Source organism: Nocardioides sp. NPDC047086 (assembly GCF_040643685.1).
In the GTDB taxonomy this organism is placed as follows: Bacteria; Actinomycetota; Actinomycetes; order Propionibacteriales; family Nocardioidaceae; genus Nocardioides.
The window spans coordinates 1-26,322 of sequence record NZ_JBEYUV010000053.1; the positions used below are offsets into that span (position 1 = coordinate 1).

Annotated in this window: 29 protein-coding genes; 15 read left to right on the top strand and 14 right to left on the bottom strand. The window is 69.9% G+C overall.

Annotated features, from left to right (window positions below; all coding sequences use genetic code 11):
- Window positions 1–28: 28 nt before the first annotated feature.
- Together ABZ796_RS25550 and ABZ796_RS25555 are read left to right on the top strand one after the other, a co-directional pair.
- Complete coding sequence (locus ABZ796_RS25550; RefSeq protein ID WP_357340843.1) at window positions 29–286, top strand: HNH endonuclease signature motif containing protein; 258 nt, start codon at window positions 29–31, stop codon at window positions 284–286.
- Between the two features lie 697 nt (window positions 287–983).
- On the top strand, window positions 984–1,280 hold the full coding sequence (locus tag ABZ796_RS25555) for a GNAT family N-acetyltransferase (protein ID WP_357340802.1): 297 nt from the start codon (window positions 984–986) through the stop codon (window positions 1,278–1,280).
- Window positions 1,281–1,293: 13 nt separating this feature from the next.
- Here ABZ796_RS25555 and ABZ796_RS25560 read toward each other — a convergent pair whose 3' ends face one another.
- Window positions 1,294–2,205, bottom strand: coding sequence for a hypothetical protein (locus tag ABZ796_RS25560; RefSeq protein ID WP_357340803.1), 912 nt, complete (start codon window positions 2,203–2,205; stop codon window positions 1,294–1,296).
- A 137-nt stretch (window positions 2,206–2,342) separates the two neighbouring features.
- On the opposite strand from ABZ796_RS25560, the gene ABZ796_RS25565 reads away from it, so the two are divergent.
- Window positions 2,343–4,016, top strand: a complete 1,674-nt coding sequence (locus tag ABZ796_RS25565; RefSeq protein WP_357340804.1) for an FAD-binding dehydrogenase — start codon at window positions 2,343–2,345, stop codon at window positions 4,014–4,016.
- 1 nt (window position 4,017) lies between these two features.
- Here ABZ796_RS25565 and ABZ796_RS25570 read toward each other — a convergent pair whose 3' ends face one another.
- Window positions 4,018–4,341 (bottom strand): multidrug efflux SMR transporter, encoded by a 324-nt coding sequence (locus tag ABZ796_RS25570; protein ID WP_357340806.1) that lies wholly within the window; start codon window positions 4,339–4,341, stop codon window positions 4,018–4,020.
- Window positions 4,342–4,428: 87 nt separating this feature from the next.
- Between ABZ796_RS25570 and ABZ796_RS25575 the strand changes: the two genes are divergently transcribed.
- Genes ABZ796_RS25575 through ABZ796_RS25585 form a run of 3 tightly spaced genes read left to right on the top strand, consistent with a single transcriptional unit; the run spans window position 4,429 to window position 6,449 of the window.
- On the top strand, window positions 4,429–4,980 hold the full coding sequence (locus ABZ796_RS25575; RefSeq protein ID WP_357340808.1) for a TetR/AcrR family transcriptional regulator: 552 nt from the start codon (window positions 4,429–4,431) through the stop codon (window positions 4,978–4,980).
- A 25-nt stretch (window positions 4,981–5,005) separates the two neighbouring features.
- Window positions 5,006–5,728, top strand: a complete 723-nt coding sequence (locus tag ABZ796_RS25580; RefSeq protein ID WP_357340809.1) for a YoaK family protein — start codon at window positions 5,006–5,008, stop codon at window positions 5,726–5,728.
- Between the two features lie 10 nt (window positions 5,729–5,738).
- Window positions 5,739–6,449, top strand: a complete 711-nt coding sequence (locus tag ABZ796_RS25585) for an NUDIX domain-containing protein (protein WP_357340811.1) — start codon at window positions 5,739–5,741, stop codon at window positions 6,447–6,449.
- Here ABZ796_RS25585 and ABZ796_RS25590 read toward each other — a convergent pair.
- From ABZ796_RS25590 to ABZ796_RS25600, 3 genes are all read right to left on the bottom strand, one after another.
- Complete coding sequence (locus ABZ796_RS25590; protein WP_357340812.1) at window positions 6,433–6,846, bottom strand: aspartate/glutamate racemase family protein; 414 nt, start codon at window positions 6,844–6,846, stop codon at window positions 6,433–6,435. The two genes, ABZ796_RS25585 and ABZ796_RS25590, sit on opposite strands and share 17 nt — an antisense overlap.
- Complete coding sequence (locus ABZ796_RS25595) at window positions 6,846–8,312, bottom strand: NCS1 family nucleobase:cation symporter-1 (protein ID WP_357340814.1); 1,467 nt, start codon at window positions 8,310–8,312, stop codon at window positions 6,846–6,848. Before ABZ796_RS25595 ends, ABZ796_RS25590 begins: the two co-directional genes overlap by 1 nt.
- Before the next feature lie 121 nt (window positions 8,313–8,433).
- Window positions 8,434–9,144, bottom strand: a complete 711-nt coding sequence (locus tag ABZ796_RS25600; RefSeq protein WP_357340815.1) for a GntR family transcriptional regulator — start codon at window positions 9,142–9,144, stop codon at window positions 8,434–8,436.
- A gap of 312 nt (window positions 9,145–9,456) precedes the next feature.
- Here ABZ796_RS25600 and ABZ796_RS25605 point away from each other — a divergent pair, with 312 nt between their 5' ends.
- From ABZ796_RS25605 to ABZ796_RS25620, 4 genes are read left to right on the top strand one after another with little or no spacing between them, the layout of a single operon-like run.
- Window positions 9,457–10,572, top strand: a complete 1,116-nt coding sequence (locus ABZ796_RS25605; protein WP_357340816.1) for an ABC transporter substrate-binding protein — start codon at window positions 9,457–9,459, stop codon at window positions 10,570–10,572.
- A gap of 2 nt (window positions 10,573–10,574) precedes the next feature.
- The gene (locus tag ABZ796_RS25610; protein WP_357340817.1) at window positions 10,575–11,408 is read left to right on the top strand and encodes an ABC transporter ATP-binding protein; all 834 of its coding nucleotides are present in this window, start codon (window positions 10,575–10,577) and stop codon (window positions 11,406–11,408) included.
- The gene (locus ABZ796_RS25615; RefSeq protein WP_357340819.1) at window positions 11,408–12,217 is read left to right on the top strand and encodes an ABC transporter permease subunit; all 810 of its coding nucleotides are present in this window, start codon (window positions 11,408–11,410) and stop codon (window positions 12,215–12,217) included. The genes ABZ796_RS25610 and ABZ796_RS25615 overlap by 1 nt, the downstream gene beginning before the upstream one ends.
- On the top strand, window positions 12,214–13,020 hold the full coding sequence (locus tag ABZ796_RS25620) for an ABC transporter permease subunit (protein WP_357340821.1): 807 nt from the start codon (window positions 12,214–12,216) through the stop codon (window positions 13,018–13,020). Before ABZ796_RS25615 ends, ABZ796_RS25620 begins: the two co-directional genes overlap by 4 nt.
- 93 nt (window positions 13,021–13,113) lie before the next feature.
- Here the strand turns inward: ABZ796_RS25620 and ABZ796_RS25625 are convergent, their stop codons facing one another.
- The 8 genes from ABZ796_RS25625 to ABZ796_RS25660 form a co-directional block, all read right to left on the bottom strand.
- Entirely contained in the window at window positions 13,114–13,593 is a 480-nt protein-coding gene (locus ABZ796_RS25625) for a nucleoside deaminase (RefSeq protein WP_357340822.1), read from the bottom strand.
- 61 nt (window positions 13,594–13,654) lie between these two features.
- Complete coding sequence (locus ABZ796_RS25630) at window positions 13,655–14,503, bottom strand: MurR/RpiR family transcriptional regulator (protein WP_357340824.1); 849 nt, start codon at window positions 14,501–14,503, stop codon at window positions 13,655–13,657.
- A 14-nt stretch (window positions 14,504–14,517) separates the two neighbouring features.
- Window positions 14,518–15,390, bottom strand: a complete 873-nt coding sequence (pucL, locus tag ABZ796_RS25635; protein ID WP_357340826.1) for a factor-independent urate hydroxylase — start codon at window positions 15,388–15,390, stop codon at window positions 14,518–14,520.
- Window positions 15,390–15,704 carry a hydroxyisourate hydrolase gene (gene uraH / locus ABZ796_RS25640; RefSeq protein WP_357340828.1) on the bottom strand — a complete coding sequence of 105 codons (315 nt, stop codon included), beginning with the start codon at window positions 15,702–15,704 and terminating at the stop codon, window positions 15,390–15,392. The genes pucL and uraH overlap by 1 nt, the downstream gene beginning before the upstream one ends.
- On the bottom strand, window positions 15,701–16,195 hold the full coding sequence (gene uraD, locus ABZ796_RS25645; RefSeq protein WP_357340844.1) for a 2-oxo-4-hydroxy-4-carboxy-5-ureidoimidazoline decarboxylase: 495 nt from the start codon (window positions 16,193–16,195) through the stop codon (window positions 15,701–15,703). The genes uraH and uraD overlap by 4 nt, the downstream gene beginning before the upstream one ends.
- Window positions 16,196–16,271: 76 nt before the next feature.
- Complete coding sequence (locus ABZ796_RS25650) at window positions 16,272–17,786, bottom strand: AtzH-like domain-containing protein (RefSeq protein WP_357340830.1); 1,515 nt, start codon at window positions 17,784–17,786, stop codon at window positions 16,272–16,274.
- The gene (locus ABZ796_RS25655) at window positions 17,783–18,838 is read right to left on the bottom strand and encodes an acetamidase/formamidase family protein (RefSeq protein WP_357340832.1); all 1,056 of its coding nucleotides are present in this window, start codon (window positions 18,836–18,838) and stop codon (window positions 17,783–17,785) included. The genes ABZ796_RS25650 and ABZ796_RS25655 overlap by 4 nt, the downstream gene beginning before the upstream one ends.
- A 58-nt stretch (window positions 18,839–18,896) precedes the next feature.
- The gene (locus tag ABZ796_RS25660) at window positions 18,897–19,277 is read right to left on the bottom strand and encodes a DUF202 domain-containing protein (protein ID WP_357340833.1); all 381 of its coding nucleotides are present in this window, start codon (window positions 19,275–19,277) and stop codon (window positions 18,897–18,899) included.
- Between the two features lie 45 nt (window positions 19,278–19,322).
- Between ABZ796_RS25660 and ABZ796_RS25665 the strand changes: the two genes are divergently transcribed.
- Window positions 19,323–20,150, top strand: coding sequence for a thioesterase family protein (locus ABZ796_RS25665; protein ID WP_357340834.1), 828 nt, complete (start codon window positions 19,323–19,325; stop codon window positions 20,148–20,150).
- A 27-nt stretch (window positions 20,151–20,177) separates the two neighbouring features.
- On the opposite strand, the gene ABZ796_RS25670 is transcribed toward ABZ796_RS25665, so the two are convergent.
- The gene (locus ABZ796_RS25670) at window positions 20,178–21,719 is read right to left on the bottom strand and encodes a D-alanyl-D-alanine carboxypeptidase family protein (RefSeq protein WP_357340835.1); all 1,542 of its coding nucleotides are present in this window, start codon (window positions 21,717–21,719) and stop codon (window positions 20,178–20,180) included.
- A gap of 112 nt (window positions 21,720–21,831) precedes the next feature.
- Between ABZ796_RS25670 and ABZ796_RS25675 the strand changes: the two genes are divergently transcribed.
- The 4 genes from ABZ796_RS25675 (at window position 21,832) to ABZ796_RS25690 (ending at window position 26,226) form a co-directional block, all read left to right on the top strand.
- Window positions 21,832–22,554, top strand: a complete 723-nt coding sequence (locus tag ABZ796_RS25675; protein ID WP_357340836.1) for a (deoxy)nucleoside triphosphate pyrophosphohydrolase — start codon at window positions 21,832–21,834, stop codon at window positions 22,552–22,554.
- Window positions 22,551–23,471, top strand: a complete 921-nt coding sequence (gene mshB, locus ABZ796_RS25680; protein WP_357340837.1) for an N-acetyl-1-D-myo-inositol-2-amino-2-deoxy-alpha-D-glucopyranoside deacetylase — start codon at window positions 22,551–22,553, stop codon at window positions 23,469–23,471. Before ABZ796_RS25675 ends, mshB begins: the two co-directional genes overlap by 4 nt.
- Window positions 23,468–23,821 (top strand): hypothetical protein, encoded by a 354-nt coding sequence (locus tag ABZ796_RS25685; protein ID WP_357340839.1) that lies wholly within the window; start codon window positions 23,468–23,470, stop codon window positions 23,819–23,821. Before mshB ends, ABZ796_RS25685 begins: the two co-directional genes overlap by 4 nt.
- 62 nt (window positions 23,822–23,883) lie before the next feature.
- A complete protein-coding gene (locus ABZ796_RS25690) occupies window positions 23,884–26,226 on the top strand; it encodes a VanW family protein (protein ID WP_357340841.1) in 2,343 nt (780 codons plus the stop codon).
- The last annotated feature ends 96 nt before the right edge of the window (window positions 26,227–26,322 follow it).

Below are 26,322 nucleotides of genomic sequence, written 5' to 3' on the forward strand. Positions count from 1 at the left end.
GAGGTCGAACAGGCCTACTACGCTGACCTTGATTCAGCCCAGCCGGCGACCGCCGGACAGGGAAACCGATAGGAACGAAACCCAGGGCGAATCAGACTGCGACGCCCCCGCTGCCTGGACCGAAGCCCACCACCTCAAACCCTGGTCCGAAGGCGGCCGCACCAACCTCGCGAACATGGTCTTGTTGTGCCCCAGCGATCATCGTCGGATCCACGACCCCAACTACACGCATGAGCGTCTCCCGGATGGGCGGATCCGGTTCACCCGGGGTGCCCAGACCGGCTGACCCGGCACGCTCGGACCGACTGATCCTGGACCAGTTCGGGTCCCCGTGTCGGTGTGCCGGCGAGCCCACCACGCGAGGCTCGCTGATCGGTGTCCTCGCGCGCTGTTGTGGCTGTGCCCGCTCCCGTCCAGTTGCTGACGTGGCCCTGTCGTCATCCGGTGGGTCGGGCAGATCGAGCTAGCACTGGACCTGGTGGTCCCACTGGTGCGCCACGTATCGACAACCGCCGCCTCAGCCCTTCTGCTGGGCCCCCTTCTGCTGGGCCCTTCCGCTCGGCTCGTCGGCTCGTCTGTCCAACCGGCGAGCCAAGACCGACGTAGCCAGCAACCGGTCGAGGCAGCACCTCTTCCATGTGCCGAGGTTCGTCATCGGCGCCCGGACTGACCGCCATGCTTGTGAACCGTTCACAAGGTGTCATCGGCTTGTAAAAGCCGTGTCATCGGCTTGTAAAAGCCCCGTAGACACCGCAGCCCCCAGGAAGAACCACCGACCCCGGATCCCAAGCCCGTACCCAACCCAAAAACTCGGCGGCCACCAGCCCAACGAGATACCCCAATGCCGCGAAACGCCCCACACCAACCACCCACCGCATCCCAGCCCAGAAAGGCCAGCCACAATCCTCGACGGAACCCGGCGTCCAGCAACGCGAAAGCGCCGACGACCGCGGGGCTCGGGCGGGGTGGGTGAGAATGGGGGCGTGAGCGAGATCGAGTACGTAGACAACCCGGCCAGGCATCGCTACGAGATCCGTGACGGGGAGACCGTTGCGGGGCTGGCGACCTACCGGCTGCCCGACGACGAGCATGTGGACTTCCTGCACACGGAGGTCAAGGAGGCTTACAACGGGCAGGGGCTCGCCTCGAAGCTGGTGGCGTTCGCGCTGGCGGACGTGAGGGCGAAGGGGAAGCGGATCATCCCGCATTGCCCGTACGTCGCGGGGTGGCTGAAGCGGCACGGCGAGGAGTACGCCGACATCACCGACTGGCCGGCCTGACCACGAGGCTCGATCAGAGGGAGTCCGACGACTTCCGCGGCTCCAGGCCGAGCTTGGCCAGCGGGGTGCGGGTCATGTGGGCCGAGGGCCAGGTCTGGCCCCGCGAGGAGCCGCGGGAGTAGGACCTGGCGCCGGACTGATAGGTCACGAAGAACTCGTCGCCGACCTCGGCGATGCCCTCGGCCAGGTTCGGGAGCGACTGCAGGGCACGCGGCCGGATCGTGACCCGGTCCTGCACGACGATCTGGCTACGCCGTGCGGGACCGCGGTTGACGCTGAAGACGTACTCCTCTTCGCGGACCACCACGCCCTGGGTGCCGACCGGGGTGCGTACGCCGATCGGGGTCTTGATCTGCCAGGTGTCGTCCTTGCGGATGTACTTGTAGAGGCGGTTGTTCGCGTGCGACCCCACGTAGAGCAGGTCCTTCGCCGCGGCGAGGTAGGAGCCGGCGGCGAGTGCGACCAGCGGAGCGACGGTCGAGACGGTCGAGAGCGGTTCGGCGTGGACGATCTTGGTCAGCGAGTAGCGGTAGAGGCGGGGCGGGTTGCCCTCGCGGCACACGTAGACCTCGTCGCCGATGACCGCGACGCCCCCGGCGTTGACCGGGCCGCTGACGCTGCCCTTCGGTCCGCCCAGGTAGACGGCGTTGATGAGCTCACCCGACGGCCTGTCGACCAGGGCGAGCGCGGAGCCGAGCTTGTCGCCGTGGTAGCCCTGCAGGAGCAGCTCGGTCTCGGCGGAGTACGCCAGACCCTGCGGCACCCAGCCGTGGTCCTCGTCCCCGGTGAGCACCCCGGCGGTGGCGATGTGCGGGATCAGCGGACCGAGTCTGCTGCCACTACGGCTCAGCCAGGTCTCGGTGCGGTCGATGCCGCGTTGGACCCACTTCTGCTGCCTCTTGGCCATCACTTTGGGGTCGATCACGATCAAAAAATCTATCCGCTCGGACACTGATCGGCGGTCGCTTCGGGGCGCGAGTCCGACAACTGTCCATCTGACGGAACGGTCGGGCGACAGGTTCCATGTACTCGCGGGTAGATATGGTGGCAGGATCTGCCGACATGACTGCGGAGATTCAACGGCACGCCGACGTGATCGTGGTGGGAGCCGGCCTCGCCGGCCTGGCAGCAGCGGCCGAGGTCGCGGACGCGGGAAAGAGTGTTCTCCTGGTCGACCAGGAGCCGGAGCAGTCGCTGGGTGGCCAGGCATTTTGGAGCCTCGGCGGGCTCTTCCTCGTCGACAGCCCCGAGCAGCGCCGGATGGGCATCAACGACTCACCCGAGCTGGCGCTCCAGGACTGGATGGGATCCGCCCAGTTCGACCGTGACGAGGACCTGTGGCCGCGACGCTGGGCCGAGGCGTACCTCGACTTCGCGGCTGGCGAGAAGCGATCCTGGCTGCGCCAGATGGGCCACCGGATCTTCCCGGTCGTCGGCTGGGCCGAGCGCGGCGACGGCCGTGCCGACGGCCACGGCAACTCCGTGCCGCGCTTCCACATCACCTGGGGGACCGGGCCGGGCGTCGTCGAGCCGTTCGAGCGCCGGGTTCGCGCCCACGCCGACAGCGGCAAGATCTCCTTCGCCTTCCGGCACCGGGTGGACCATCTCGTGGTCGAGGGCGGGGCAGTCGTCGGCGTACGCGGCAAGGTGCTCGAGCCCAGCGACATCGAGCGCGGCCAGGCCTCCTCGCGCACCGAGGTCGAGGACTTCGAGCTCAGGGGCCAGGCCGTGATCGTCACCTCCGGCGGCATCGGCGGCGACCACGACCTCGTCCGCAAGCACTGGCCCGCCCGCCTCGGCACCCCGCCGAAGTCGATGGTCTCCGGGGTCCCGGCGCACGTGGACGGCCGGATGCTCGCCATCACCGGGGCGACCGGCGCCAAGATCATCAACGACGACCGGATGTGGCACTACGTCGAGGGCATCCGCAACTGGGACTCGATCTGGGCCAACCACGGCATCAGGATCCTCCCTGGCCCCTCGAGCCTGTGGCTGGACGCGACCGGCAAGCGCCTGCCGGCGCCGTTCTTCCCCGGCTTCGACACCCTCGGCACGCTCAAGCACCTGCGCCAGACCGGCTACGACTACTCCTGGTTCGTGCTGACCGAGAAGATCATCAAGAAGGAGTTCGCGCTCTCCGGTTCGGAGCAGAACCCCGACCTGACCGGCAAGGACATCAAGCTGCTCGCCGAGCGAGCACGCAAGGGCCCTGGCCCGGTGAAGAGCTTCATGGAGCACGGCGAGGACTTCGTGGTCGCCGAGAACCTCACCGCGCTGGTCCACGGCATGAACGGCCTCGCCGAGAAGGACCCGAGCGGCCCGCAGATCAAGGAGAGCGAGCTGCGCCGGCTCATCGAGGCCCGCGACCGCGAGATCGCCAACAACTTCACCAAGGACGCCCAGGTCACGGCGCTGTACGCCGCCCGCCACTACCGTGGCGACAAGCTGCAGCGCACCGCCAAGCCTCACCGGATCCTCGACCCGGAGGCCGGCCCGCTGATCGCGGTCAAGCTCCACGTCCTCTCCCGCAAGACCCTCGGCGGGCTGGAGACCGACCTGTCCGGCCGCTGCCTGACCTCGGCCGGCACCCCGCTGCCCGGGCTCTACGCGGCCGGTGAGGTCGCCGGCTTCGGCGGCGGCGGGATGATGGGCTACAACGCGCTCGAGGGCACCTTCCTCGGTGGCTGCCTGTTCTCCGGACGTACGGCGGGCAGGGCTGCGGCCGCGGCCGTCTGACTCAGTGGGCGCCGGAGAGGTTCAGCCCGACCACACCCACGACGATCATCGCCAGGAACCCGGCCTTGGCGGCGGTGAGGTGCTCGCCGAGGAACATCACGCCGATGCCTGCGACCAGTGCGGTGCCGAGGCCTGACCAGATGGCGTACGCCACCGAGACCGGCATCCGCTCCACGACCACCGAGAGCAGCCAGATCGAGGCGCCGTAGCCGGCCAGGACGGCGAGCGACCAGCCCAGGTTGCGGAAGCCGTCGGTGCGGGGGAGCAGCGCGGCGCTGACGACCTCGATCGCGATCGCGGCGACGAGCAGAATGGCGGCGTACATCTTCCGGGTCCTCCATGGGGCGTGTGTAGCGACTGCTACATCACTGAGAAATGTAGCAGTCGCTACATGTTGGGCATAATGCTTTTCATGGACCGCAAGGAGGAGCTCCTCGGGCAGATGGTCGACCACGTGCTCGAGAACGGGCTGATCGGGCTGACCCTGCGTCCGCTGGCGGCGGCGATCGGCACCAGCGACCGGATGCTGATCTACCACTTCGGCGGTCGCGACGAGCTCGTCGCCGCGGTGGTCGCGCGCACCAACGAGCTCTCCGTGGCGGCGGTCGCGGCGCTGGAGCCGGCCGATGGCGTGCGCACCGGGGTGGAGGCCCTGTGGCGGGCCTACCGCACCGAGCCGCTGCACAGCTGCCTGCAGATCTACCTGCAGGCGGCCGCGACCGGGCTGATCGGGATGGAGCCCTATCGCTCGGTCGTCCGGGAGACCAACGAGCTGTGGTACGCCGCGCTGCGCGACTACATCACCGCCTGCGGCGCACCGCCCGAGCGTGCCGGCCGGATCGTCACGCTCGTCGACTCCTCGCTGTTCGGCTTCCACCTGGACCTGGCCACCGACCGGCCCGACGAGCTCGCCGCCGGCGTCGCCGATCTCGCCGCGGCCGCGGGAGCGATCGCCGAGGCGTGATGGCAGGTCCGGCACAATGCGCCGGGTGAACTCGCTGCTGAAGACCATCCCCGCCGACCGCATGCACCTGTGGCTGATGCTCGTGCTGACCTTCACCACGGGCATCAACGACGCCGTCGGCTACCTGGGTCTGGACAAGGTGTTCACCGGCAACATGACCGGCAACGTGGTCATCCTCGGCATGGCGCTGGTCGGCGGGACCGACCTCCCGATCCTCGGGCCGGCGCTGGCGCTGGTCGGGTTCATGGTCGGAGCCGCTCTCGGCGGTCGCGTGCTGAAGGCGGACAAGCGGGCCTGGAGCGGGCGAACGACTGCGCTGTTCTCCCTGGTCGCGGTGGTGATGCTGGCGCTGGCGGGGCTGCTCTTCGTCGCCGGTGACGAGCCCTCGACCACGGTGATGATCACGACGACCACCCTGGCCGCGGTCGCGATGGGCACGCAGGCAGCGGCCGCTCGCCACATCGCGGTCAAGGACGTGACCACCGTCGTCGTCACGAGCACGATCACGGGCCTCGCGGCCGACTCGCCGCTCGGGTCCGGCAAGGCGTCCTTCCGCGGCGGCGGCACCGCGCGGCGCGCGATCACCGTCCTGCTGATCCTGCTCGGCGCCTTCGCCGGTGCCGGGATGCTGCTGTGGCACACCGGCGGCGGCCTGCTGCTCGCCGGCATCCTGATCGGGCTCGCGACCGGCGTCGGCGCCTGGCACGCCCGGGTGCACCGCGCGACCATCCAGGGCCGGATCATCTAGGGTCTGCCACGTGGAGTGCCCCAAGTTCGCGGTGAGCGTCGATCTCGTCGTGCTCACCGTTCGTGACGACGCGCTCTGCGCCCTGGTCGTACGCCGCGGCGTCGAGCCCTATCGAGGCGACTGGGCGCTTCCGGGCGGGTTCGTCCGGGACGGTGAGGGCCTCGAGGAGGCGGCGGCGCGCGAGCTCGCGGAGGAGACCGGCATGCGGCCGGGGAGCGTGCACGTCGAGCAGTTGGCGACGTACGGATCCCCGGGCCGGGACCCGCGGACACGGGTCGTGACGGTCGCCTATCTCGCGCTCGCCCCCGACCTCCCGGTGCCCGCGGCGGGGTCGGACGCGGCCGACGCGCAGTGGCGCCCGGTCGACTCGCTCCTGGCCGGCGGCGGCCTGGCCTTCGACCACGCCGCGATCCTGCGTGACGGCGTCGAGCGCGCCCGATCCAAGCTGGAGTACTCGCCGCTGGGTGCCGCGTTCTGTGCCGAGGAGTTCACCGTCGCCGAGCTGCGCCGGGTCTACGAGATCGTCTGGGGCGAGCGCCTCGACCCCCGCAACTTCCACCGCAAGGTCACCAAGACCGAGGCCTTCCTCGAGCCCACCGGCACCACGACGACCCGGGACGGTGGCCGGCCGGCTCAGCTCTTCCGCCGGGGCTCCGCCGAGCACCTGCACCCGCCGCTGCTGCGCCGCACGGCCTCGCTGAACGTCACCGCCGGCCCCTGATCTCCTTCGCCGGGGGAGTGGCGTACTCGTTGTGCGTGCTGGTGCTCAGCCCGAGGCGTACCAGCTTCTCCACCTCCGCGGTGGCCGCGCCGACACCGTCGATGACCGGTACGCCGAGTTCCTCGGCGAGCCGGGCGCACAGGTCGGCCATCCCGGCGCAGCCCAGGACGATCGCCTCGGAGCGGTCCTCGGTCAGGGCCTGCCGGCACACGGCCAGGATCGTCGCGTACGCGACCGGGTCGGTCTCCAGGTCGACGACCGGGATCCGGCAGGCATGGATGCCGCCGACCAGGTCGGCGACCCCGTAGTCACGCGCGATCGACCAGGTGTGCGCGACGACCCGGGGCAGTGTGGTCATCGACGCCGAGCTGTTCGGGTTGACGACCAGGATCCGCATCAGGCCGGCTCCGTGGCGACCTCTGTAGCGGTCCTCGTGGTGGCCTCGGAGAGCGCGTAGTAGGCCACGAACCCGATGCCGCACCCGATGAACCAGGAGAAGTCGGGGAGCCAGGTGAGCACCCCGCCGAGCTTCGGGACGAGCACCGAGGCGAACGAGAAGGCCGCGGCCACCAGGAGCGCGTACACGGCGACGGGGTTGGTGCCCCGGCTGTAGTAGTAGGTGCCCGACTCGGAGAGGGTGTAGAGGTCGTCGACGATGATCTTCTGCCCTCTGACCAGATAGAAGTCCGCGATCAGGATGCCGAACAGCGGCCCGATCAGGGCGCCGAGGAGGCCGAGGGTCCAGAAGATCGCCTCGTCGTTGGCGTACCAGTTCCACGGGGTGAGCAGGACCGAGCCGCCGGCCGCGATCATGCCGCCCATCCGCCAGGAGATCTTCTGGGGAGCGACGTTGGAGAAGTCGAAGGCCGGCGAGATGAAGTTGGCGACGATGTTGATCCCGACGGTCGCGATCACGAAGGTCAGCCCGCCGAGCAGGACGGCGGTGTAGGTGTCGATCCGCTCGATCGTGGCCACCGGGTCGGTGATCAGCTCACCGAAGACCGGGATGGTCGCCGAGGCGGTGAGCACCGTGAGCAGCGAGAAGAGCACGAAGTTGACTGGGAGCCCCCAGAAGTTGCCTCTCTTCACGGCCTTGAACGACTTCCCGTAGCGCGCGAAGTCGCCGAAGTTCAGCATCGGTCCGGAGAAGTAGGAGACGACCAGGGCGATCGCGCAGAGCATCGCCGTGACCTGCTGGCCGACGGTGAGCTCCTTGTCGGAGAGCGAGAACGAGACGTTCCAGTCGGCGCGGTAGAGCATGTAGACGCACAGCGCCAGCATCGCCACGTAGACCGCGGGGCCGCAGAAGTCGATGAACCTGCGGATCGACTCCATGCCGCGCCAGAAGACCAGTGCCTGCGCGACCCACAGGATCGCGAAGCTCACATAGCCGAGGTAGGACAGGCCGAGGAAGGAGTGGTCGGCGGTGGCGTAGGTCGCCAGCGACGGGAAGAGCTTGAGGATCACGATGGTGAGCGACCCGGCGGCGAGGAAGGTCTGCACGCCGTACCAGGCGATCGCGATCGAGCCCCGGATGATCGCGGGGATGTTGGCGCCGAGCACCCCGAAGGACGCCCGCGAGACCACCGGATACGGGGTTCCGGTCTGCTGGCTCGGCTTGGCGACCAGGTTGCAGAAGATCTGCACCAGCACGATCCCGGCGATCAGGCAGACGAAGACCTGCCAGCCGGTCAGGCCGAGCGCGAAGAGGGCTCCGGCGGTGACGTACCCGCCGACGCTGTGCACGTCCGACGTCCAGAACGCGAAGATGTTGTACCAGCCCCACTTCTGCTCGGGTAGGGGATCGAGGTCCTCGTTCGACAGTCGGGGATGGTAGGCGGGTGGTGCGGTCACCTCGGTCATCACGGTCTCCTTGGGGTGGGGGTCACCCCATCGTGGAGACCGGGTGTTTCACCTGATCAGGTGCCGTGTCAGAGCAATGTGACGCGAAAGATATACGACGTACGCCGCAGGCAGCCGGCGCTCAGGGCTGCCGGAACACGTCCGGGTCGCTCCGGAAGACCTCGATCGCGGTCTTGAGATGGACGTAGTGGGCGGCCGACTCGGTGACGAGCCGGTCCGCGTCGCGCGCGCAGAAGGCGGCGACCATGGCGTCGTGGTCGCCGTGGAGGAGCGCGCGGTCGACCTCGGCGACGCGCGACATGGGCCGCGCCGGCTCGGTCATGTTCCAGGCGGAGTCGTACATGTGCAGCAGCCGCCGCATCCCGGCCGGCGCGATCAACGCCCGGTGGAAGCGGCGCGACTCGACGTGGTAGCCGCGCTCGTCACCTCGGGCGACGGCCGCCGCCATCGCGGAGTGGGCGCTGCGTACGAGCTCGTCGTCGGCCTCGGTGGCGGAGTGGACGGCAACGCGCAACGCGGAGGTCTCCAGGGCGGCGCGGACGTCGTAGAGCTCGCGGAACTCGGCGAAGGTCAGCTTCGCCACCGCGTAGCCGACATGGGGTCGATGCTCGACGAGCGCCTCGCCGGTGAGGACCTTGAGCGCTTCGCGCACCGGGATCTGGCTGACGCCGAAGAACGTCGCCACCGACGCGATCGGGATGAGCGTTCCGGGCGGCTCCTCGCCGGACAGGATCGCCAGCCGGAGGTCCTCGATGACGTGCGGCTGCTCGCCGTCGCCGGCGGAGCTGACGAGGCGGGAGGCGAACACGGAGCGGCGCCGGGATCCCTGCATCGGAGGTCCTCCTGCCGTCGTCCGGCGGATCCGGTCGGTCACCGAATGGTCTCGGCACGGTCACGAACCGATAACGGCGGGTCCGGTGTGTCGGACGGCACATGAAATGCGGCGTACGCGCGTTGGGTAACTAGACAACAGCCACGGCATTCTTGTCCAACGGACGCCGTGGCTCGGGATCGACCCTCCTCCTGACGGACACGTTTGAAAGGGTCGTTACAACGCCGAAACGCCGGTGCCAGCACCTGAAACCTCCGCTCGCTACGGTCCCCGGGACCTGTGCGTGAAACTCCTCGAAGGGAACTCGTTTCGATGTCTACCCCCGCCTCTCGGACCTCGCGACGTACGAATATCCGAACCCGGGCCGCAGCGGCGCTGCTGTCCGTGGTCGCCGCCACCTCACTGGCCGCCTGCGGCTCCGACTCCGACTCCGGGAGCAGCGAGGAGGGCTTCGGCACCATCTCCATGCAGTACTCCTGGATCAAGAACGAGGAGTTCGCCGGCGAGTTCTACGCCGAGGACAAGGGCTACTACGAGGAAGCCGGCTTCGACGCGGTCAACGGCATCTCCGGCCCCGACACCGGTGTCGCCAAGCTGCTCTCCGGCAAGGTCCAGGTCGCCATCAACGACGCCGCCTCGGTCGGCTCCGCGATCGCCGAGCAGGAGGCGCCGCTGAAGATCATCGGCGCGACCTTCCAGAAGAACCCGTTCACGATCCTGTCGCTGAAGGACGGCGGCAACATCGCGACGCCGGCCGACCTCAAGGGCAAGAAGATCGGTGTCCAGGACTCCAACGTCAACGTCTTCAAGGCGATCCTCGCCGCCAACGGCCTCGAGGAGAAGAAGGACGACATCACCGTCGTCCCGGTCGAGTTCGACCCGACGCCCCTGATGAAGGGCCAGGTCGACGGCTTCATGGCCTACCTGACCAACGAGTCGATCACCGTCGAGCTCGCCGGCCACGAGGTCACCAACCTGCCCTACGCCGAGAACGGCGTGCCGTACGTCGCCGAGACCTACACCGTCACCGACCAGTACCTCGCCGAGAACCGCGACCTCCTCAAGGCGCTGCTGACCGCCGAGATCAAGGGCTGGACCGAGACCTTCAAGAACCCCGCCGACGAGGTGGTGAAGGTCGTCACCACCCACTACAACCAGGCGGCCAGCGACTCCGACGGTCTCGAGGCCAGCTTCGGCGAGCTCGACCCGGTCAAGACCAAGCGTGGTCTGGAGGAGTCGCAGAAGCTGATCTCGACGCCCGAGACCGAGAAGAACGGTCTCTTCACCATCTCCGAGGAGCTCCAGCAGCAGACCGTCGACTCGCTCGCCGCCGCCGGCTGGGAGGTCTCGGTCGAGGACCTGTTCGACACCTCGATCATCGACGAGATCTACGAGGAGAACCCCGAGCTGAAGGCCTACCAGAAGTAGTCATGACCGAGGACAAGCTCATGGAGGCCGGTGCTCCCGCGGTGGAGACCGACGGCGGCACCGGCATCCACATCTCCGGAATCAGCAAGGTCTTCGGCTCCGGGTCGAAGGCCGTCACCGCGCTCAAGGACACCGAGCTCCACACCGACCAGGGCTCGTTCCTGGCCCTGCTCGGCCCCTCCGGCTGCGGCAAGTCGACGATCCTGCGGATCCTCGCGGGCCTGGAGACGCCGACGAGCGGAGAGGCGTACGTCGACGGCAAGGCACCCGCCGACCTGCGGCGCGACTCCGAGCTCGGGATCGCGTTCCAGGACCACGCGCTGCTGCCGTGGCGCTCGGTGGTCGGCAACATCAAGCTCGTCTTCGAGGTCGCCGGCCGGCGTCCCGACATGTCCTACATCCACGAGCTGATCAAGCTCGTGGGGCTGGAGGGCTTCGAGAAGGCGCGCCCCGCGCAGCTCTCCGGCGGGATGCGGCAGCGGGTCTCGATCGCCCGCGCACTCGCGCTGAAGCCCTCGGTGCTGCTGCTCGACGAGCCGTTCGGCGCGCTGGACGACATGACCCGGCAGAACCTCAACCTCGAGCTGCTGCGGATCTGGACCGAGAAGCCGGCCACCACGCTGCTGGTCACCCACGGCGTGAACGAGGCGATCTTCCTCTCCGACCGGGTCGCGGTGATGTCGCCGCGACCGGGCCGGATCAAGGAGATCATCGAGGTCGACCTTCCCCGGCCGCGTACGCCCGACATGATGCGTACGCCGGAGTTCCACGCGCTCGCCGACCGGGCCTCCGAGCTGCTCTTCGGCGACGACGGGCGCGCCGAGGCGGAGTCCTGATGCGGGTGGGTCAACGGCTGGCGGGCTCGCTCGCCGGGATCATCGGCGTGGTCACCCTCTTCGTGCTGTGGGCGGTCGTGGCCGTGGCCGGGTTCCCGCCGGATCCGGGGACCGGGTTCACGCCGGTGCCGCCGCCGTGGACGGTCCTGTCCGAGATGGCGGCCGCGGGTCCCTCGGCGTTCTGGGACGGCGTGCTCCGGGAGACGCTGATGGAGGCCTCGGTCGGGTTCCTGTGGGGCAACCTGATCGCCCTGCTGCTGGCTTCGCTGGTGCTGCTGGTGCCGTGGCTGGAGCCGGTGATCATGCAGATCGCGGTGACGACGTACTGCCTGCCTGTGGTCGCCGTCGGCGGGATCTCGATCGTGGTCCTCGGCGGCGCCGAGCAGCCGGGGGACCCGTCGAAGACGTCGATCTTCCTGGCGGCGCTGATGGTCTTCTTCACGACCGTCGTCGGAGCGGTGCTCGGGTTCAAGTCGGCCGATCGCGCCTCGCTCGACGTGGTGCGGGTCTACGGCGGGTCGGTCTGGACGCAGCTGGTGAAGGTGCGGCTGGTCGCGGCCGTGCCGGCGATCCTCAACGCGCTGCAGATCGCGGTGCCGACCGCGATCCTCGGTGCGGTCCTCGGCGAGTATCTCGGCTCCACCGACCGTGGCGTCGGACGGACGCTGATCGTGCTGCAGGGCAAGCCCGACCCCGAGCGGCTCTGGGCCGTCTTCCTGGTCTGCGCCCTGGTCGCCCTGGCCGGCTATCTGCTGCTGGGACTGGTCGCGCGTCTGGTGACGCCGTGGGTCGCTGGGAGGGCCGGATGAGGTCGAGTGCTGGATCTCTGTCGCGGGCGGTTCTCGGCCCGGTGCTGCACACCGTCGCCGCGCTGGCGATCGTGGCCGTGCTGTGGCAGGCGTTCGTGTCGTTCTCAAGCGTCTCGGAGTTCGTCGCGAAGGGTCCGTTGGACGTCGTCGACCACCTCTTCACGGGGCCGGACGCGGCTACGCATCGGGCCGAGCTGTTCCCGCTGACGTGGGTGACCCTGAAGGATGCCGCGCTCGGCTTCCTCGCCGGGATGGCGCTCGCGATCGTGGCGGCGGTGCTGTTCAACCTCTCGCGTACGGTCGAGGCCGGCGTGATGCCGCTGGCGCTGCTGCTGCGCTCGATCCCGCTGGTCGCGATCGCCCCGGTGGTCATGCTGATCACCGGCCGCGCCTCGACCGCCTCGGTCGTGGTGCTCGGGATCATCGTGGTGCTGTTCCCGGCGCTGGCCGCGGTCCTGTTCGGGCTCTCCCAGGCCTCGCCGCAGTCGCTGGACCTGGTCGCCGTCTATGGCGGATCGCGGCTCACCGCGATCCGCAAGGTGTCGCTGCCCGGCGCGCTGCCGTCGATCTTCGCCGCCGCCCGGGTCTCGGTTCCCGGTGCCGTGACCGGGGCGCTGCTGGCCGAGTGGCTCTCGACCGGCAAGGGCATCGGCGGCAACATCCAGAAGTTCCCCGCCGCCGCCCGCTTCGACGACCTGTGGGCCGCCGTCGCGATCATCACCGTGGTCACGCTGGTGCTCTACAACCTCGTACAACTCCTGGAGTCGGTCGCGCTCGAGCGGATGGGGATGACAACCCACTAACGCCGAATCTGCAGTTGTGGGCGACGAAACTCCACTTTCGTCGCCCACAACTCACTTCTCGGGTCGCCAGAAGTGCAGTTTCGGCGGGGGGAGTCAGTAGTCGGTGCGGTCCTGCTTGGCGAGCCAGGCGTCGAAGGGGTCGTACGCCTGCGGGATCCGGAGCTCGTCGACGCGGGTCGGCCAGTCGTGGTGCTCGTTGGCGCGGCCGGTGCCGAACAGGTTGTAGAAGGCGAGGTCGTCGAAGCCGCCCTTGGCCGCGTCGTCGCGGTCGGCGGCGTAGACGACCCGGTCCAGGCGCGCCCACAGCGCGGTCGCCAGGCACATCGGGCAGGGCTCGCACGAGGTGTAGAGGGTGCAGCTGGCCAGCGAGAAGCTGTCGGCCTCCCGGCACGCCGAGCGGATCGCGACGATCTCGGCGTGGGCGCTGGGATCCAAGTCGCGGGTGACCCGGTTCTGGCCGGTGCCGAGCAGGATGCCGTCGCGCAGGATGATGGCGCCGAACGGGCCGCCGCCGTTGTTCACGTTGCGGACGGCCAGCGCGACCGCCTGCTCCAACCACATGGTGTCGGTCATGCCGATTCCCCCTAGCCCAGGCCCGAGGATCGATGTTTCCACTGTCATTCTGCTCCCCGGCTCACTCGACCTCGTGGAGGCGATCGTAGGTGGCGCTGATCGCTGAGACGCGGTCGCGTCCGGCCCGTCCGCGCTCGTGGAGCACGCCGTCGGCGAGCACGCTCGCCAGCGACATCGGAGCGGCCAGGGAGTCGAAGGCCAGAGCACCCTGGACGGGGCACTCCAGCGCGATGTCGGCGCGACCGAGGTGGACCGTGCCGGTCGGGTCGGCGATCACGATCACCGTGCTCCCGGAGGCCGCGGCGGCGTCGACGAACTCGCCGAAGCCCGCGGGCCGGCGCCGCAGCCCGACCGCGATCACCACCGATCCCTCCTCGAGCTCGGCCAGCTCCTCGCCGATGACCTGGCCGGGAGCGGGCGCGAGCGTGACCCGCTCGCGGGTCTGGGTGAGCTGCTGGCGCAGATGGAGCGCGACCGGGTAGGAGTTGCGCCAGCCCGCGACCATCACGTCGCTCGCCCCGGCGATGGCCTCGACGGCCTCGGCGACGGCTGCCTGGTCCATGACGCGCGCGATCGCGGCTGCCTCACCCTCGGCGTGGGCGCTCAGGTCCGGGGCGCCCTCGACCCGTCGCGGCTCGCCGGCCGTACGCAGCTCCCGCAGGTGGTCGCGTACCTCGTCGAAGCCCTCGAATCCCAGCGACCGGAAGAGGCGGCTCATCGTCGCCTTGGACACCTCCGCGAGCGAGGCCAGCTCGGCCGCGCGGTAGGTCGCCAGGTCGTCGAGATGCTCCAGCAGCGTGTCGGCCGCCTTGCGCTCCTGCGGCGAGAGCGTCTGATAGTTCGCGGCGATCCGCCGATCGATCCGCTGGTCGATCCGCTGGTCCACCCGGTTCATCTCGGACCTGATCACGCGCTGTGCTTGTTTCATGGGCTTGGCACGGAGGCCCAGGCGTCCGGCTCGGTCGATCCGTCGCGCTGCAGGGTCGCCTCGATGAGCCCGTAGGGGCGGTCGGCGGCGAAGAAGACCTCGTTCGGGTTCTCGAGGTCGAAGGGGGAGAGGTCGACGAGGAAGTGGTGCTTGTTGGGGCAGGAGATCTTGAACTCCACGATCCCCTCGAACTCCTCCATCACGGCCCGGGCCATCTCGTAGATGGTCTGCTGCAGCGCGAGCGAGTGCACCTGCGCGAAGGTGTCGAGCATGATCGTGCGGACCCGGTTGTAGGCGGCGTTCCAGTCCTCCGGATGGGTCTCCCACCGCCACCAGGCGGTGATCTCGGTCGCCAGGATCCGGTCGGTCGTCTCGGCGAGAGTGGTGTAGCGGTCGCGCGGGAAGCCGTGGAACTCCGACCCGGTCGACTTGAGGACCACCAGGTCGCTCAGGCCGGAGAGGACGAACGTCCGTTCGCCATGACGGTTGACCACTGCCGTACGCGTCTCCTGACCGCGCCGGGCGAAGGAGAACTCGTTCGCCGGGATGCGGTCCCAGGTGTAGGACTCCGCCTTCATCACCGACCCGGTGACCCACGGCTGCGCGGCCCAGTGGGCGGTGAGGTCGAGCAGGAACGCCTCCGGCGAGCTGATGCCGAGCTCCTTGGCCTTCGCGTAGACCACGTTCTTCTGGGTGTCGGTGGCGTGCACGTGCACGTTGTCGCCCTCGGTGAAGGCGGTCGCGAAGTCACCGCGGAGCTGGGTGGACACGTTCAGGTCGTGGATGGTGTGCCGCGTGCCGTCCCGGTCGACCTTGACCAGGCGTACCTCCGCCTTGCCGTGCTGGTTGGGGCCAAGAGTGATCGACATCAGCTTCCTCGATAGGTCGTGTAGGAGAACGGGCTGAGCAGGAGGGCGACGTGGTGGTGCTCGCCGGCGGTGACGGTGAACCCGATGCTCACCTCGGGGAAGAAGGTCTCGCGGTCCTGCTCGGCGAACCAGGGTCCGGTCGCGAAGGTCAGCAGGTGCGGCCCGGGCGGAACCTCGCCCTCGAACCGCACCCGTCCGTCGGCGTCGGTGGTCGCGGTGCGCGCGCTGTCGTCGGGGAGGGTGAGGTAGAGCGCGAGCCCGGCGGCGGGCCGGCCCCGGGCGGCGTCGAGGACGTGCGTGGAGACGGTGGTCATAGCACCAAGCCTCGCAGCCGGAGCGACGCGATCTCGGCGAGCTGAGCCTTGGTCACCGCGATTTCGGTAGCCGGGTCGTTCTCCAGCCGCTCCTCGAGGAGCGTGAGCATCTCCTCGGCGCTGCGGCCCGCGGCCCGCACCAGGTAGATCCGCCCGAACCGCTCCTCATAGGCCGCGTTGCCCGCCCTCAGCCGGGCCTGCACCTCGGCATCGGCCGGGTCCACCCCGGCCTGCTCACGGGCGGAGAGCGCCGCGCTCTCCGCGTCCCCGGAGTGCCGCTCCCCGATCCGGGGGTGGTCGGCCAGAGCGCCCTCGATCTCCTCGTCGGTCCAGGCCGCGGCCAGCTTCTCGGCGGCCGCGAGCAGGTCACCGACGTCCGCGTAGGGTCGCCCCGCGACCAGGCCGGCCGCCCACGAGGGGATCGCGACGCAGGGTGCCAGCACCGCCTCCGCCTCGTCGGCAGGCAGAGCATGGAACTCGGAGAGCGTCATCGTCACCAGGGCAGCCTATGAAACAAGCGTTTCGGCATCCGCAACGCAGGTTGCCGTTGTGTAACGCCCGGGCCGGTTACTCCGCGAAGCTCTGCGCCAGGGCCAGGAGGTCGCGGTCGCGGCCGGGAGCGGCGACGAGGCAGAGGCCTGCCGGGAGGTTGCCGGGGGTGCGGAGCGGGATCGAGACGGCGGGGAGGCCGGCGATCCCGGCGATGCAGGTGAGCCGCATGGTGTCGTCGCGCACCCCGGCCGCGTCGGCCGCCGTCGGTGCCACCGAGGAGGCGCTGGGGTAGGCGAGGATGCGGTCGCCGACGACGTCGAGGATCTCCGTACGCGCCTGCGCGAGCACGGTGCGCGCCTCGGCGGCCTGCTCGCGGGTCACCGACCGGGCCATCTCGAACCGCCCGCGCACCGCTTCACCGAGCGTGTCGAGCCGGGTCTCGAGCCAGGCGCCGTGGGCCTGCCATGCCTGGTAGGCCTGTCCGGTGACGAACGCCTGCCGCCACTCGTCCAGGCTGGCCGGATCCCAGTCCAGCGGCTTGGCCTCGGGCAGGGCATCGCTCACCGCGGTGGCCACGTCTTCCGAGGCGAGACCGATCAGCGACGGCACCAGGTGGATCTCGTCCACGGCCGCCGATGCCGACCCCTCCGGCAGGAGTACGTCACCCACCGCCTGAAGCAGGAACGCCGAACGTGTCATCCAGCCGACGGTGTCGAAGGCCTTGGCGAGCGGAAGCAGGCCCTCGCGCGAGACGGCCCCGTGCGACGTACGGATCCCGTAGAGGCCTTGGTAGGCGGACGGGACCCGGATCGAGCCGCCGGTGTCGGTCCCGAGCCCGATCGAGGCCTGACCGAGCGCGACCGCGGTGGCTGAACCCGACGAGGAGCCACCGGGGATCCGGCCGGGTGCCTTCGGGTTCGGCGGGGCCCCGTAGTGGGCGTTGAGACCCGAGAGGGAGTAGGCGAACTCCTCGGTGCGCGCGATCCCGCGGACCGACGCGCCGGCGTCCAGCAGCGAGGCCACGGCGGCGGCATGGGCCGGAGCAGGCGGTGCCTGTTCCAGCCACGCCGGGCTCCCGGCGCCGACCGCGAACCCGGCGACCGCGAAGAGGTCCTTGACCGCGACGGTCTCTCCCGAGAGCGCGCCGTCGGCGGTGTGCGAGGAGACCAGCGGGTCCCCGACGACTCGCCAGATCCGGGTGTCGAAGGCAGGCGCGGGCACCGAGACGTGCGCCGCGGTGACCTGCCAGCCGCCGTACTCGATCCGCACCGGGTCCCGGGCCCACAGCTGCGTCTGCAGCCCGCGCCCGCCGCGGTCGAGCTCCGTGACGGCCATGATCAGCGCGTGGTCGTCGTCGAGCACCTGCACATGCGTCTGCACGATGCGGCGCTTCGGCGCACCGCCGCGCGACCTGCGGAAGGCCGCGATCTGCTCGTGCCCGACGAGGATCCCGGCGGCGTCGCCACGCAGGGTGGTCGGGGAATCGGCGAAGAGCGCGTCCAGGGCGGCGATGTCGTCGGACATCAGCGCGCTCTCGTACGCCCGGAAGGCCTGCAGCAACCCGTGCGGGACAGGCTTGAGCTCAGTCATAGGGCGAAGTCTGCCTTGCGGATCGTGGCGTGTACCCCTTTGACCACGTCGACGACCTGAGAGATCCGAAAGTCGGTGGCGGCCGAGAGATAGGCGTAGGCGTGCTCCGGTGACATCCCGAAACGGGCGCTGAGCAGGGCGATCGCGGCACGGATGCAGTTCTGCGTGGCCACGTCGAGGGACTCGTCGAGACCGGTCGGGATGAGAAACTCAGAGGTCTCCGCCAGCGGCCCGGCGAGCGCACCGAAGCGCTCGGCGGCCTCCTCGCGAGCGACCAGGTCGAAGCGGAGCGTCGCGCGGAGCGAGGCCTCCAACGCGGTCAGCGATACCTCGCCGTCACCCTGCGCGAAGTGCGGGTCGCCGACGTACGCCAGCGCCCCGGCGACCTGGACGGGCAGATAGAGGGTCGCTCCAGCCGTGAGCAGCCGGATGTCGATGTTGCCGCCGTGCGACCCGGGCGGGACCGAGTGCGGCCGCTCCGACCCCGGCACGGCGACGCCCATGATCCCGAGGAACGGGTCGAGGGCGAACGAGGCCGACCCGATCACCCCGCGCCCGTCGACGACGGGCGTGAAGACGCTGTGCAGCGACTCTCCGCCGCGCGGGAACTCACCCGGCAGCGCGCCGCGCCCGTGCCGGTTCGACACGACGCCGTACGGCACCCGCGGCAGCGTCTCCAGCACCGTGATCGCGAGCAGGTCGCCGACCTCGGCACCCTCGACCTCGATCGGCCGCGAGACCACGTGCGGCCCGTCGACGCCGAAGGTCCGCTCATAGCCCGACGCCGCCAGAGCGACCGCGTCGGAGAGGACCTCCGCGACGCCGTGGGCCGAGAAGAACCGCTCCGGGTCCCGTCCCTGGTCCTCGAGGATGCCTTCGTGGGAGATCGTGTCCACGGTCACCGAGGTCCCCGGAGCGATGCTCAGCACGGGGGAGTCCGTCGCGCACGGCAGCCGTCCCCACAGCAGGTTGTCGACCTCGGCCGGAAGGTACGTCGAGGAGCTGATCGGTCCGGTTCCGGGCTGCAGCGTGGTCAGGGTGGGGGCGGTCATGGCCGCACCGTATGGAACCGATGTTTCACGCTCGTGACGAACGGATCAGCCGAGCGGCTCAGAAGACGAGGGCGGCGCCCAGCAGCACCGCGATGAGCAGCAGCGCACCGGCGAGGATGAACCCGGCGGAGAACGCGGGCAGCGGACGCCGCTCCCGCATGGCGCGCTCGACCCGTGCCCAACGGATCATCGCGAAGACCGTGCACAGGATGGCGGTGAGCACCAGCAGGCCGATCACCCCGACGCGTACGCCCTCTGCGCTGGGCACCCGGAACGAGTGCAGCGCGACGGCGCCGGCCAGCAGACCGAGAACGGTGCGCGCCCAGGCCAGGAACGTGCGCTCGTTGGCCAGCGTGAACCGAGGATCCGGCTCGGAGCCGTGGCCGTAGACCCAGTGCGGGTGCCGAGGGTCCCGCTCGTTCGACGGTGTGTCGGTCATGCCCCCATCGTCCACCACATCGGGCATCGATCTAGATTATTACCCATGGGTAATAGGGAACAGGCAGAGTTCGATCGTGACATCGCGGTCCGCAGGACCGACGAGGCCACCTACGCGGCCGAGCTCGCCCCCGGCTGGGTGGTCGGCGGCGGCGTCAACGGCGGCTACCTGCTCGCCGTGATCGCCAACGCGCTGCGCGCCCACCTGCCGAACCACCCGGACCCGATCGTGCTGAGCGCGTTCTACGCCGGCGCCAGCACGCCGGGGCCGGCGGAGATCCGCATCGAGACCAAGCGCGACAAGGGCTCGCTGGCCATCGCGACCGCCGAGCTGTGGCAGGGTGAGGAGCTGCGGATCACCACCACCGCGACGTACGCGGACCTCGACGGTCTCCACGCCAAGAGCAGCGGCTACGAGCGGGTCACCGCGACCGAGCCGGAGCTGCCGCCGCTCGAGGAGTGCCTCTCCTCGACCACGGCGCCCGAGGAGATGAAGGAGTTCGTGCCGATGCTGGACCGCTACGAGCTGTGCGTGCCGAAGGAGCAGTTCGTCTGGGGCGGCGCGAAGCCGAGCGGCGAGGCGGTCTTCACCGGCTGGTTCCGGCACCCCGACCGCGAGCCCGCCCCGCTCTCGCTGCTGCAGGTGCTCGACGCCCTTCCGCCGGTCACCTTCGGGCTCGAGCTGCCGGGCTGGGCGCCGACCCTCGAGCTCACCTGCCACATCCGCCACAAGCCGGCACCGGGCTGGCTCAAGGTCACCCATTTCTCGCGCAACCTCTCGGGCGGCATGTTCGAGGAGGACTGCGAGGTCTGGGACTCCGAGGGCAAGCTGGTCGCCCAGGCGCGCCAGCTGGCTCGGCTGCCGCGCGCCTGACCGTCCGGCGCTGTTCGGCGCCGAGGATCACATCGGGGCGCAGCGGTCCTTCCCGCCGTACGCGTCCCAGTGCCACGCCTCGGGCGCGTATTGCTTCAGCCCGACGCTCAGTGCCGTCTTGTTCAGGAACCGCCACACGGCGCTGGCCGGCTCCGAGGCCCGCGTCGCGCAGGTCTTGCCGCCGGTCGCGCTCGGCTCCTCGAAGTCGATGGCGATGCCGAGCTGGTGGGAGGAGTGGCCGGGCTGCGCGGTGAGCGTGTAGTCGCCGGCCGGGCAGCCGCCGGTGACGTCGGTCTGGCACAGCGCCTTCTGCTTCTTCATCGTCCGGAACGAGCTGCCCGCGACCAGGTCGACTCCCTGCTTCGAGGCCTTCTTGACCAGCGCCGCCGCAGCCCCGGAGATGCGCGCGTTGACGACGGTCAGGCCGTCGGAGCCGTCGATGTAGTAGGGGTCGCCCTGGGTGCTCTCGGTGCCGGTGTTGGGCAGCCCCTCGACCGCACAGAGCCGCACCGGGATCAGCTTGCCCTCGTCATACCCCTCGCCCTCGCCGAGGTCCTTCGTCCCCGGCGAGCAGACGAGCGCGGTCGAGTCGGCGCGTACGTTGCCGACCGGCTTCGTCGGTGCCGCGACCTCGAGGAGCTTGCCCTCGGTGGCGCCGGCGGCGCGCTGCTCGGAGGCCTCCACGGCCAGCTCGGCGAGGTGGCCGGTGACTCCGCCCGCCTCGGTGTCGGCATCGGCCTGGCCGGCGTCCGGTGCCGTCTTCGGGACGTCGTCGGGACAGGCCGTGACCGTCTCGCTCAGCGGCTTCTGGGTGCCGGCCGCGAGCGTGATGTTCGCGCACACGACCGTGGTGTGGTCGCGCTTGGCGTAGGTGTCCTGCCAGGTCCGGTAGCCGGCGACCGAGAAGCTGCTCCCCGCCTCGTCGGCCTGCAGCGTACGCAGCCTCAGACCGTCCCCGTAGGCGCCCGGCTGCTCCAGCCAGGTCCCGATGTCCGCAGCGGTGACCTCCCAGCCGACGCTGCGCAGCGACGCGACCGCCACCGCCAGATCGTCGCCGACGCCGTTGAGGTCGTCGGTCGTGGTCTGCTCCCACTTCTGCTTCTGGTCGAAGAAGTCGTACGCCCCGTAGCCGCCGACCCCGACCAGGGCGAGCACCAGCAGCCCCGCGAGCACCTTCGGCCACCGGCGCTTCTTCGGTGGCTCGGGCCCGAACCGGCCGGGACCGAAACCCTGCGGGTAGCGCGGGGGCGGCTGCCCCGCATAGGACTGTTCGGGGTAGGGCTGCTCCGGGTAGGGCTGCTCGAGGTAGGGCTGACCCTGGTAGGGCCGGTGGCCGTAAGGCGGCTGCTCGGACGGATAGGGCTGCTGCTGGGCCGGGTACGGCCGCTGCTCGGGGTAGCGCTGCCCGCCCGGGTAGGGCTGATGCTGCCCCGGATGCGACCGTTGCTGACCGGGGTGGGGCAGCTGCTGACCGGGGTGGGGCTGCTGCTGACCCGGACGGGGCTGCTGCCCCCGGTAGGGCGGGCGAGACTCGCCGGGGCGCCGCGGGGGCCACTGCTGATCGCTCATGATCGGGCCGCGGACGGGGGCTGGCAGGCGATGAGCAGAAGACGGCGGGGCACGGCGTTGGAGCGTACCCAAGAGACACCACTTTCCGGGCCTCTAGGGAACAATCTCACACGTGAACAGCCCCAAGACCGTAGTGGCCGCGGCGATCCTCAGCGCCGACGGCAAGCAGGTGCTCGCCGCCAGACGTACGTCCCCACCCGAGGTCGCCGGACGCTGGGAGCTCCCCGGCGGCAAGGTCGAGGAGGGGGAGACGCCCGAGGCGGCCCTCGTCCGGGAGATCGGTGAGGAGCTCGGCTGCCTGATCGAGGTGCTCGACTGGATGGAGGGCGAGGCGCCCATCGGCGAGAGCCACCGGCTGGTCGCCGCGACCGCCCGGGTGGTCGCGGGGGAGCCGAGGCCGCGCGAGCACGACCAGGTCCTCTGGCTGGCGGCCGAGGACCTCGACTCGGTCGACTGGCTGGAGCCCGACCGTCCGTTCCTCGATGCGCTCCGCCACGTACTCGGGGTGCCCGAAGGGTCCACCGTGCGCGGCATCTTCTTCGAGGAGGAGGACGCCCGCTCGGCCGCGTCGATGCTGGAGCGTGAGGGCTGGACGGCCCGGGTCGGCCGGGAGCGCTACCAGGGCGAGGACGATGACGAGGACCACCCGTGGTCGGTGGAGACCGACGCCCCGGAGCTGGTCCTGGAGCTGCTGGTGGACGAGTACGACGGCTGGCTCGACGTCCCCGAGGAGGCGCCGGACGACTCGATCGCCCCCGAACCCGTCGACCTCCCCGACAACCCCAAGAGGATAAAGCGGCCCGACCTTGGCCCCGACCTAGGATCGAGCTCGTGACTTCTGAGAAGAGCCTGCTGCTCGTCCACGCCCACCCCGACGACGAGACGATCGCGACGGGGGCGACGATGGCGAGGTATCTCGCCGAAGGCGCCCACGTCACCCTGGTGACCTGCACGGCGGGGGAGATGGGCGAGATCCTGGTGCCCGAGCTGGTCCACCTCGCCGCCGACAGGGACGACGCCCTCGGCGAGCACCGCCGGGGCGAGATCGAGGACGCGATGGCGGCCCTGAAGGCGCCCGACGGCCGCGAGGTCGACCACCGCTGGCTGGGCGGGTTCGGCAACTATCGCGACTCCGGCATGACCTGGAGCGAGGACCGCACTCACGCGCTCCCCGATCCCGAGGCCCGCGAGAACGCCTTCTGGTACGCCGATCTCAACGAGGCCGCCGACCACCTCGTCACCATCATCCGCGAGGTGCGCCCGCAGGTGCTGGTGACCTACGACGAGTTCGGCAACTACGGGCACCCCGACCACATCCAGGCCCACCGGGTCGCGACGTACGCCGCCCATCTCGCGGCCGTGCCGACCTACAAGAAGGAGCTCGGCGAGCCCCACGAGATCGACCGGATCTTCTGGACCGCGATCGCGGAGAGCTGGATCCGCGAGGGCCTGCGGGCGGCCCGGGCGGCCGGCGACGAGGACGCGCTCGGCGGGATGGACCCCGAGGGTCCGCTGCCGATGGCCACGCCCGACGTCGACATCGCTGCCGCGATCGACGGCACCGCCTTCGCCGACCAGAAGGTCGCCGCGATGCGCGCCTACCCCACCCAGATGGACATGGAGAAGGGTATGTTCGCGATGACCAACAGCCTCGGCACGACCGCCTGGTCCCACGAGCACTTCCGGATCGCCAAGGGAGACCTCGACGTGACCGACGGGACCACCCTGACCGACCTCTTCGCCGGGTTGTGAGGCTGCTCGGCGGCGTTGCCCGGTGTGGGGCCGGTCTTCTCCTCGGCCTCCTCGTCGGCGTCGCGGCGGTCGCCGTCCACCCCTGGTGGTGGGGTCTGCTGCTCGCTGTGGCCGCTTCCTCGGCGATGCTGCTCGTGCTGCCGCGCGGCGCCTCGAGGATCGCGTACGCCGCGGCCTGGGCGATCGTGGTCGCGCTGGCCGCGACGCCGAGGCCGACGGGCGGATATGCCGTCGCGGGCGATGTGCAGGGATATCTGATCATCTTCTGGGCAGTGCTGATGATCGTGGTGGCCACCGCGACCGTGTCGAGGGTCACGACCCAGGCGGATCAGGACCTCCCCGGGAAGTGACGAACGTCCCAAGATGGGCTACGGGTTCGGCCTAGGGGGGTATAGGTCCTAGGCTCTCCCGCATGTCCAATGAGCCCGAGGCCTTCAAGGCCCCCGAGCCCGCGAAGCAAACTCACGCGGCCGGGTCCAACGCCAGCCAAGCTGGCGCGGACGATGCTGCCATCGAGACGATCATGATCCCGCAGATCGAGATCGACGCCCGTGTCGCCGAGTCCGCGGGGGCCAAGCCGGTCGTGAACGTGCCCGACGACGAACCCGACGGTGCGACCAGGATCGTCCCCGGCGGGGCCGACTTCGGCGATGACGCCGCCGAGGAAACCCTGCTGCGCAGCACGATGCTGCGCTCGGAGCTGCCGAAGCGCGCCGAGCTGCCGAAGGACGAGAACTTCCTCTTCGTCTCGAAGAACCGGAAGTTCGCCCCGGAGCCGGACGCGGTCGACGCCGCCCCCGACCTGGCGAGCGAGGCGGCCACCGAGGTCGCACTCGACGGCCGGGTCCAGGATGCCCCCGACTTCGACGACGAGCCTCTCGAGGAGACCGTCGTGGGCGTCGGGCCGTTCGTCGTGCACGAGCCGGCCCCTGCCGAGCACGCCGCCTTCGAGCCCGGTTTCGAGCCCGGCTTCGAGCAGCCCGACTACGCCCAGCCGGTCGCGGCCGAGAGCAAGCCGCTCGGCACCGGCACCAAGGTCGCTGCCGCGCTCGTGGGTGGCGTCGCCATCCTGGCCTTCGCCGGCTGGGCTGCTGCGTACGCCGTTGCCGGGGAGAAGATCTCCGAGGGCACCACGGTCGCGGGCGTCGACATCGGCGGCATGACGGCCGCCGAGGCGACCCCGCTGCTCGAGGAGAAGTTCGCCCCGGCCCACAGCCAGCCGATCCACGTGGCCGCCGGCGACAGCACCACCGAGGTGAACCCGGCCGAGGCCGGGCTGAGCTTCGACGCCGAGGCGACGATCGAGAGGGCCCACGCCGTACGCAGCTGGAGCCCGCTCAAGCTGTGGCGGCACTTCACCGGCGGTGGCGAGATCGAGCCCGTCATCAAGGCCGACGACAAGCTGATCGCCAAGGTCGCGGCCAAGGTGAGCAAGCGCGCCGGCACCCCCTTCAAGGACGGCGACGTCGTCATCAAGAAGGGCAAGATCAAGACCACCCAGCCGGTCGCGGGCGAGGGCGTCAGCGACGATGCGCTCCGGACCGCGCTCGCCGGCCAACTGCTGGCCGAGGGCGAGCGCAAGGCCGACGTACCGCTCGCGGAGCTCACCCCCGATGTCGACGAGGCCGACGTCCAGGAGGCGGTCGACAAGGTCGCCACCCCGGCGGTCTCCGGGCCGATCACGCTGAAGTTCGAGAAGACCCCGGTGGAGCTGTCCCCGAAGGAGTTCGGCGACGCGATCCGGTTCGACCCCAAGGACGGCGAGCTGCAGGCCTCGGTCGCGCCCGCCAAGCTCAAGAAGGTGCTCAAGAAGGCCCTCGCCGACGACGCCGCGAAGCCGGTCGATGCGACCGTCAAGATGGTCAACGGCGCTCCGAAGGTCATCCCCGCCAAGCCCGGTGTCACCTTCAACCAGAAGGACCTGGAGGCGGTCTTCCTCGACGTCGTCACGGCCCCGGCGAGCGACCGCACCGTCGAGGTGAAGTCGAAGGTCGCCAAGCCGAAGGTCACCACCGAGGAGGCCAAGGCCTGGGGCATCAAGGAGAAGGTCTCCACCTTCACCACCAACTTCCCCTACGCCGAATACCGCAACGTCAACATCGGTCGCGCGGCCGAGCTGGTCAACGGCACCGTGCTCGCGCCGGGGGACACCTTCTCGATGAACGGCATCGTCGGGGAGCGTACGGCCGCCAACGGGTTCACCAAGGGCTGGATGATCCAGAACGGCGTCTTCCGAGAGGACTACGGCGGCGGTGTCTCGCAGATGGCGACGACCACGTTCAACGCGATGTTCTTCGCGGGGCTCCAGGACGTCGAGCACAAGGCGCACTCGCTCTACATCGACCGCTACCCGATCGGCCGTGAGGCGACCGTCGCCTGGCCCTCGCTGGACCTGAAGTTCAAGAACAACACCAAGTACGGTGTCCTGGTCCGCTCCTGGGTGAACCCCGCCAGCGGCAGCAGTCAGGGTTCGGTGACCGTCGAGATGTGGTCCACCAAGATCTGGGACATCAAGGCCCGCACCGGCGATCGCTACGACTTCAAGCCGCCGGGCAAGCAGAAGATCACCGACGGCAACTGCGAGAACACCGTCGGCGCCCAGGGCTTCTCGATCAACGTCTGGCGCGACTTCTACAGCGCCGGATCGGGCTCGAAGGTCGACACCCAGACCTTCAAGACGACCTACATCCCGCAGGACGAGGTCGAGTGCACCGACGAGTCGAAGAAGTCGCCGCCCCCCGCCGACCCCAACTGACCCGAGTCGGCTGGTTCTGACCCCAGCCCTCGCCGAGTCGGCGCGTCATGACGCGCCGGTCGAGCGGCTCTTCGCGCAGAACGAGAAGCACCCCCG

Bases quoted from the DNA above. Each gene is read 5' to 3' on its own strand.
- ABZ796_RS25655 (WP_357340832.1), bottom strand. From the start codon at position 18,838: ATGACCGCCCCCACCCTGACCACGCTGCAGCCCGGAACCGGACCGATC.
- ABZ796_RS25570 (WP_357340806.1), bottom strand. From the start codon at position 4,341: ATGTACGCCGCCATTCTGCTCGTCGCCGCGATCGCGATCGAGGTCGTC.
- pucL (WP_357340826.1), bottom strand. From the start codon at position 15,390: ATGTCGATCACTCTTGGCCCCAACCAGCACGGCAAGGCGGAGGTACGC.
- ABZ796_RS25590 (WP_357340812.1), bottom strand. From the start codon at position 6,846: ATGCGGATCCTGGTCGTCAACCCGAACAGCTCGGCGTCGATGACCACA.
- ABZ796_RS25660 (WP_357340833.1), bottom strand. From the start codon at position 19,277: ATGACCGACACACCGTCGAACGAGCGGGACCCTCGGCACCCGCACTGG.
- ABZ796_RS25605 (WP_357340816.1), top strand. From the start codon at position 9,457: ATGTCTACCCCCGCCTCTCGGACCTCGCGACGTACGAATATCCGAACC.
- ABZ796_RS25595 (WP_357340814.1), bottom strand. From the start codon at position 8,312: ATGACCGAGGTGACCGCACCACCCGCCTACCATCCCCGACTGTCGAAC.
- ABZ796_RS25610 (WP_357340817.1), top strand. From the start codon at position 10,575: ATGACCGAGGACAAGCTCATGGAGGCCGGTGCTCCCGCGGTGGAGACC.
- ABZ796_RS25575 (WP_357340808.1), top strand. From the start codon at position 4,429: ATGGACCGCAAGGAGGAGCTCCTCGGGCAGATGGTCGACCACGTGCTC.
- ABZ796_RS25670 (WP_357340835.1), bottom strand. From the start codon at position 21,719: ATGAGCGATCAGCAGTGGCCCCCGCGGCGCCCCGGCGAGTCTCGCCCG.
- ABZ796_RS25620 (WP_357340821.1), top strand. From the start codon at position 12,214: ATGAGGTCGAGTGCTGGATCTCTGTCGCGGGCGGTTCTCGGCCCGGTG.
- uraD (WP_357340844.1), bottom strand. From the start codon at position 16,195: ATGACGCTCTCCGAGTTCCATGCTCTGCCTGCCGACGAGGCGGAGGCG.
- uraH (WP_357340828.1), bottom strand. From the start codon at position 15,704: ATGACCACCGTCTCCACGCACGTCCTCGACGCCGCCCGGGGCCGGCCC.
- ABZ796_RS25600 (WP_357340815.1), bottom strand. From the start codon at position 9,144: ATGCAGGGATCCCGGCGCCGCTCCGTGTTCGCCTCCCGCCTCGTCAGC.
- ABZ796_RS25665 (WP_357340834.1), top strand. From the start codon at position 19,323: ATGGGTAATAGGGAACAGGCAGAGTTCGATCGTGACATCGCGGTCCGC.
- ABZ796_RS25690 (WP_357340841.1), top strand. From the start codon at position 23,884: ATGTCCAATGAGCCCGAGGCCTTCAAGGCCCCCGAGCCCGCGAAGCAA.
- ABZ796_RS25650 (WP_357340830.1), bottom strand. From the start codon at position 17,786: ATGACTGAGCTCAAGCCTGTCCCGCACGGGTTGCTGCAGGCCTTCCGG.
- ABZ796_RS25625 (WP_357340822.1), bottom strand. From the start codon at position 13,593: ATGACCGACACCATGTGGTTGGAGCAGGCGGTCGCGCTGGCCGTCCGC.
- ABZ796_RS25565 (WP_357340804.1), top strand. From the start codon at position 2,343: ATGACTGCGGAGATTCAACGGCACGCCGACGTGATCGTGGTGGGAGCC.
- ABZ796_RS25615 (WP_357340819.1), top strand. From the start codon at position 11,408: ATGCGGGTGGGTCAACGGCTGGCGGGCTCGCTCGCCGGGATCATCGGC.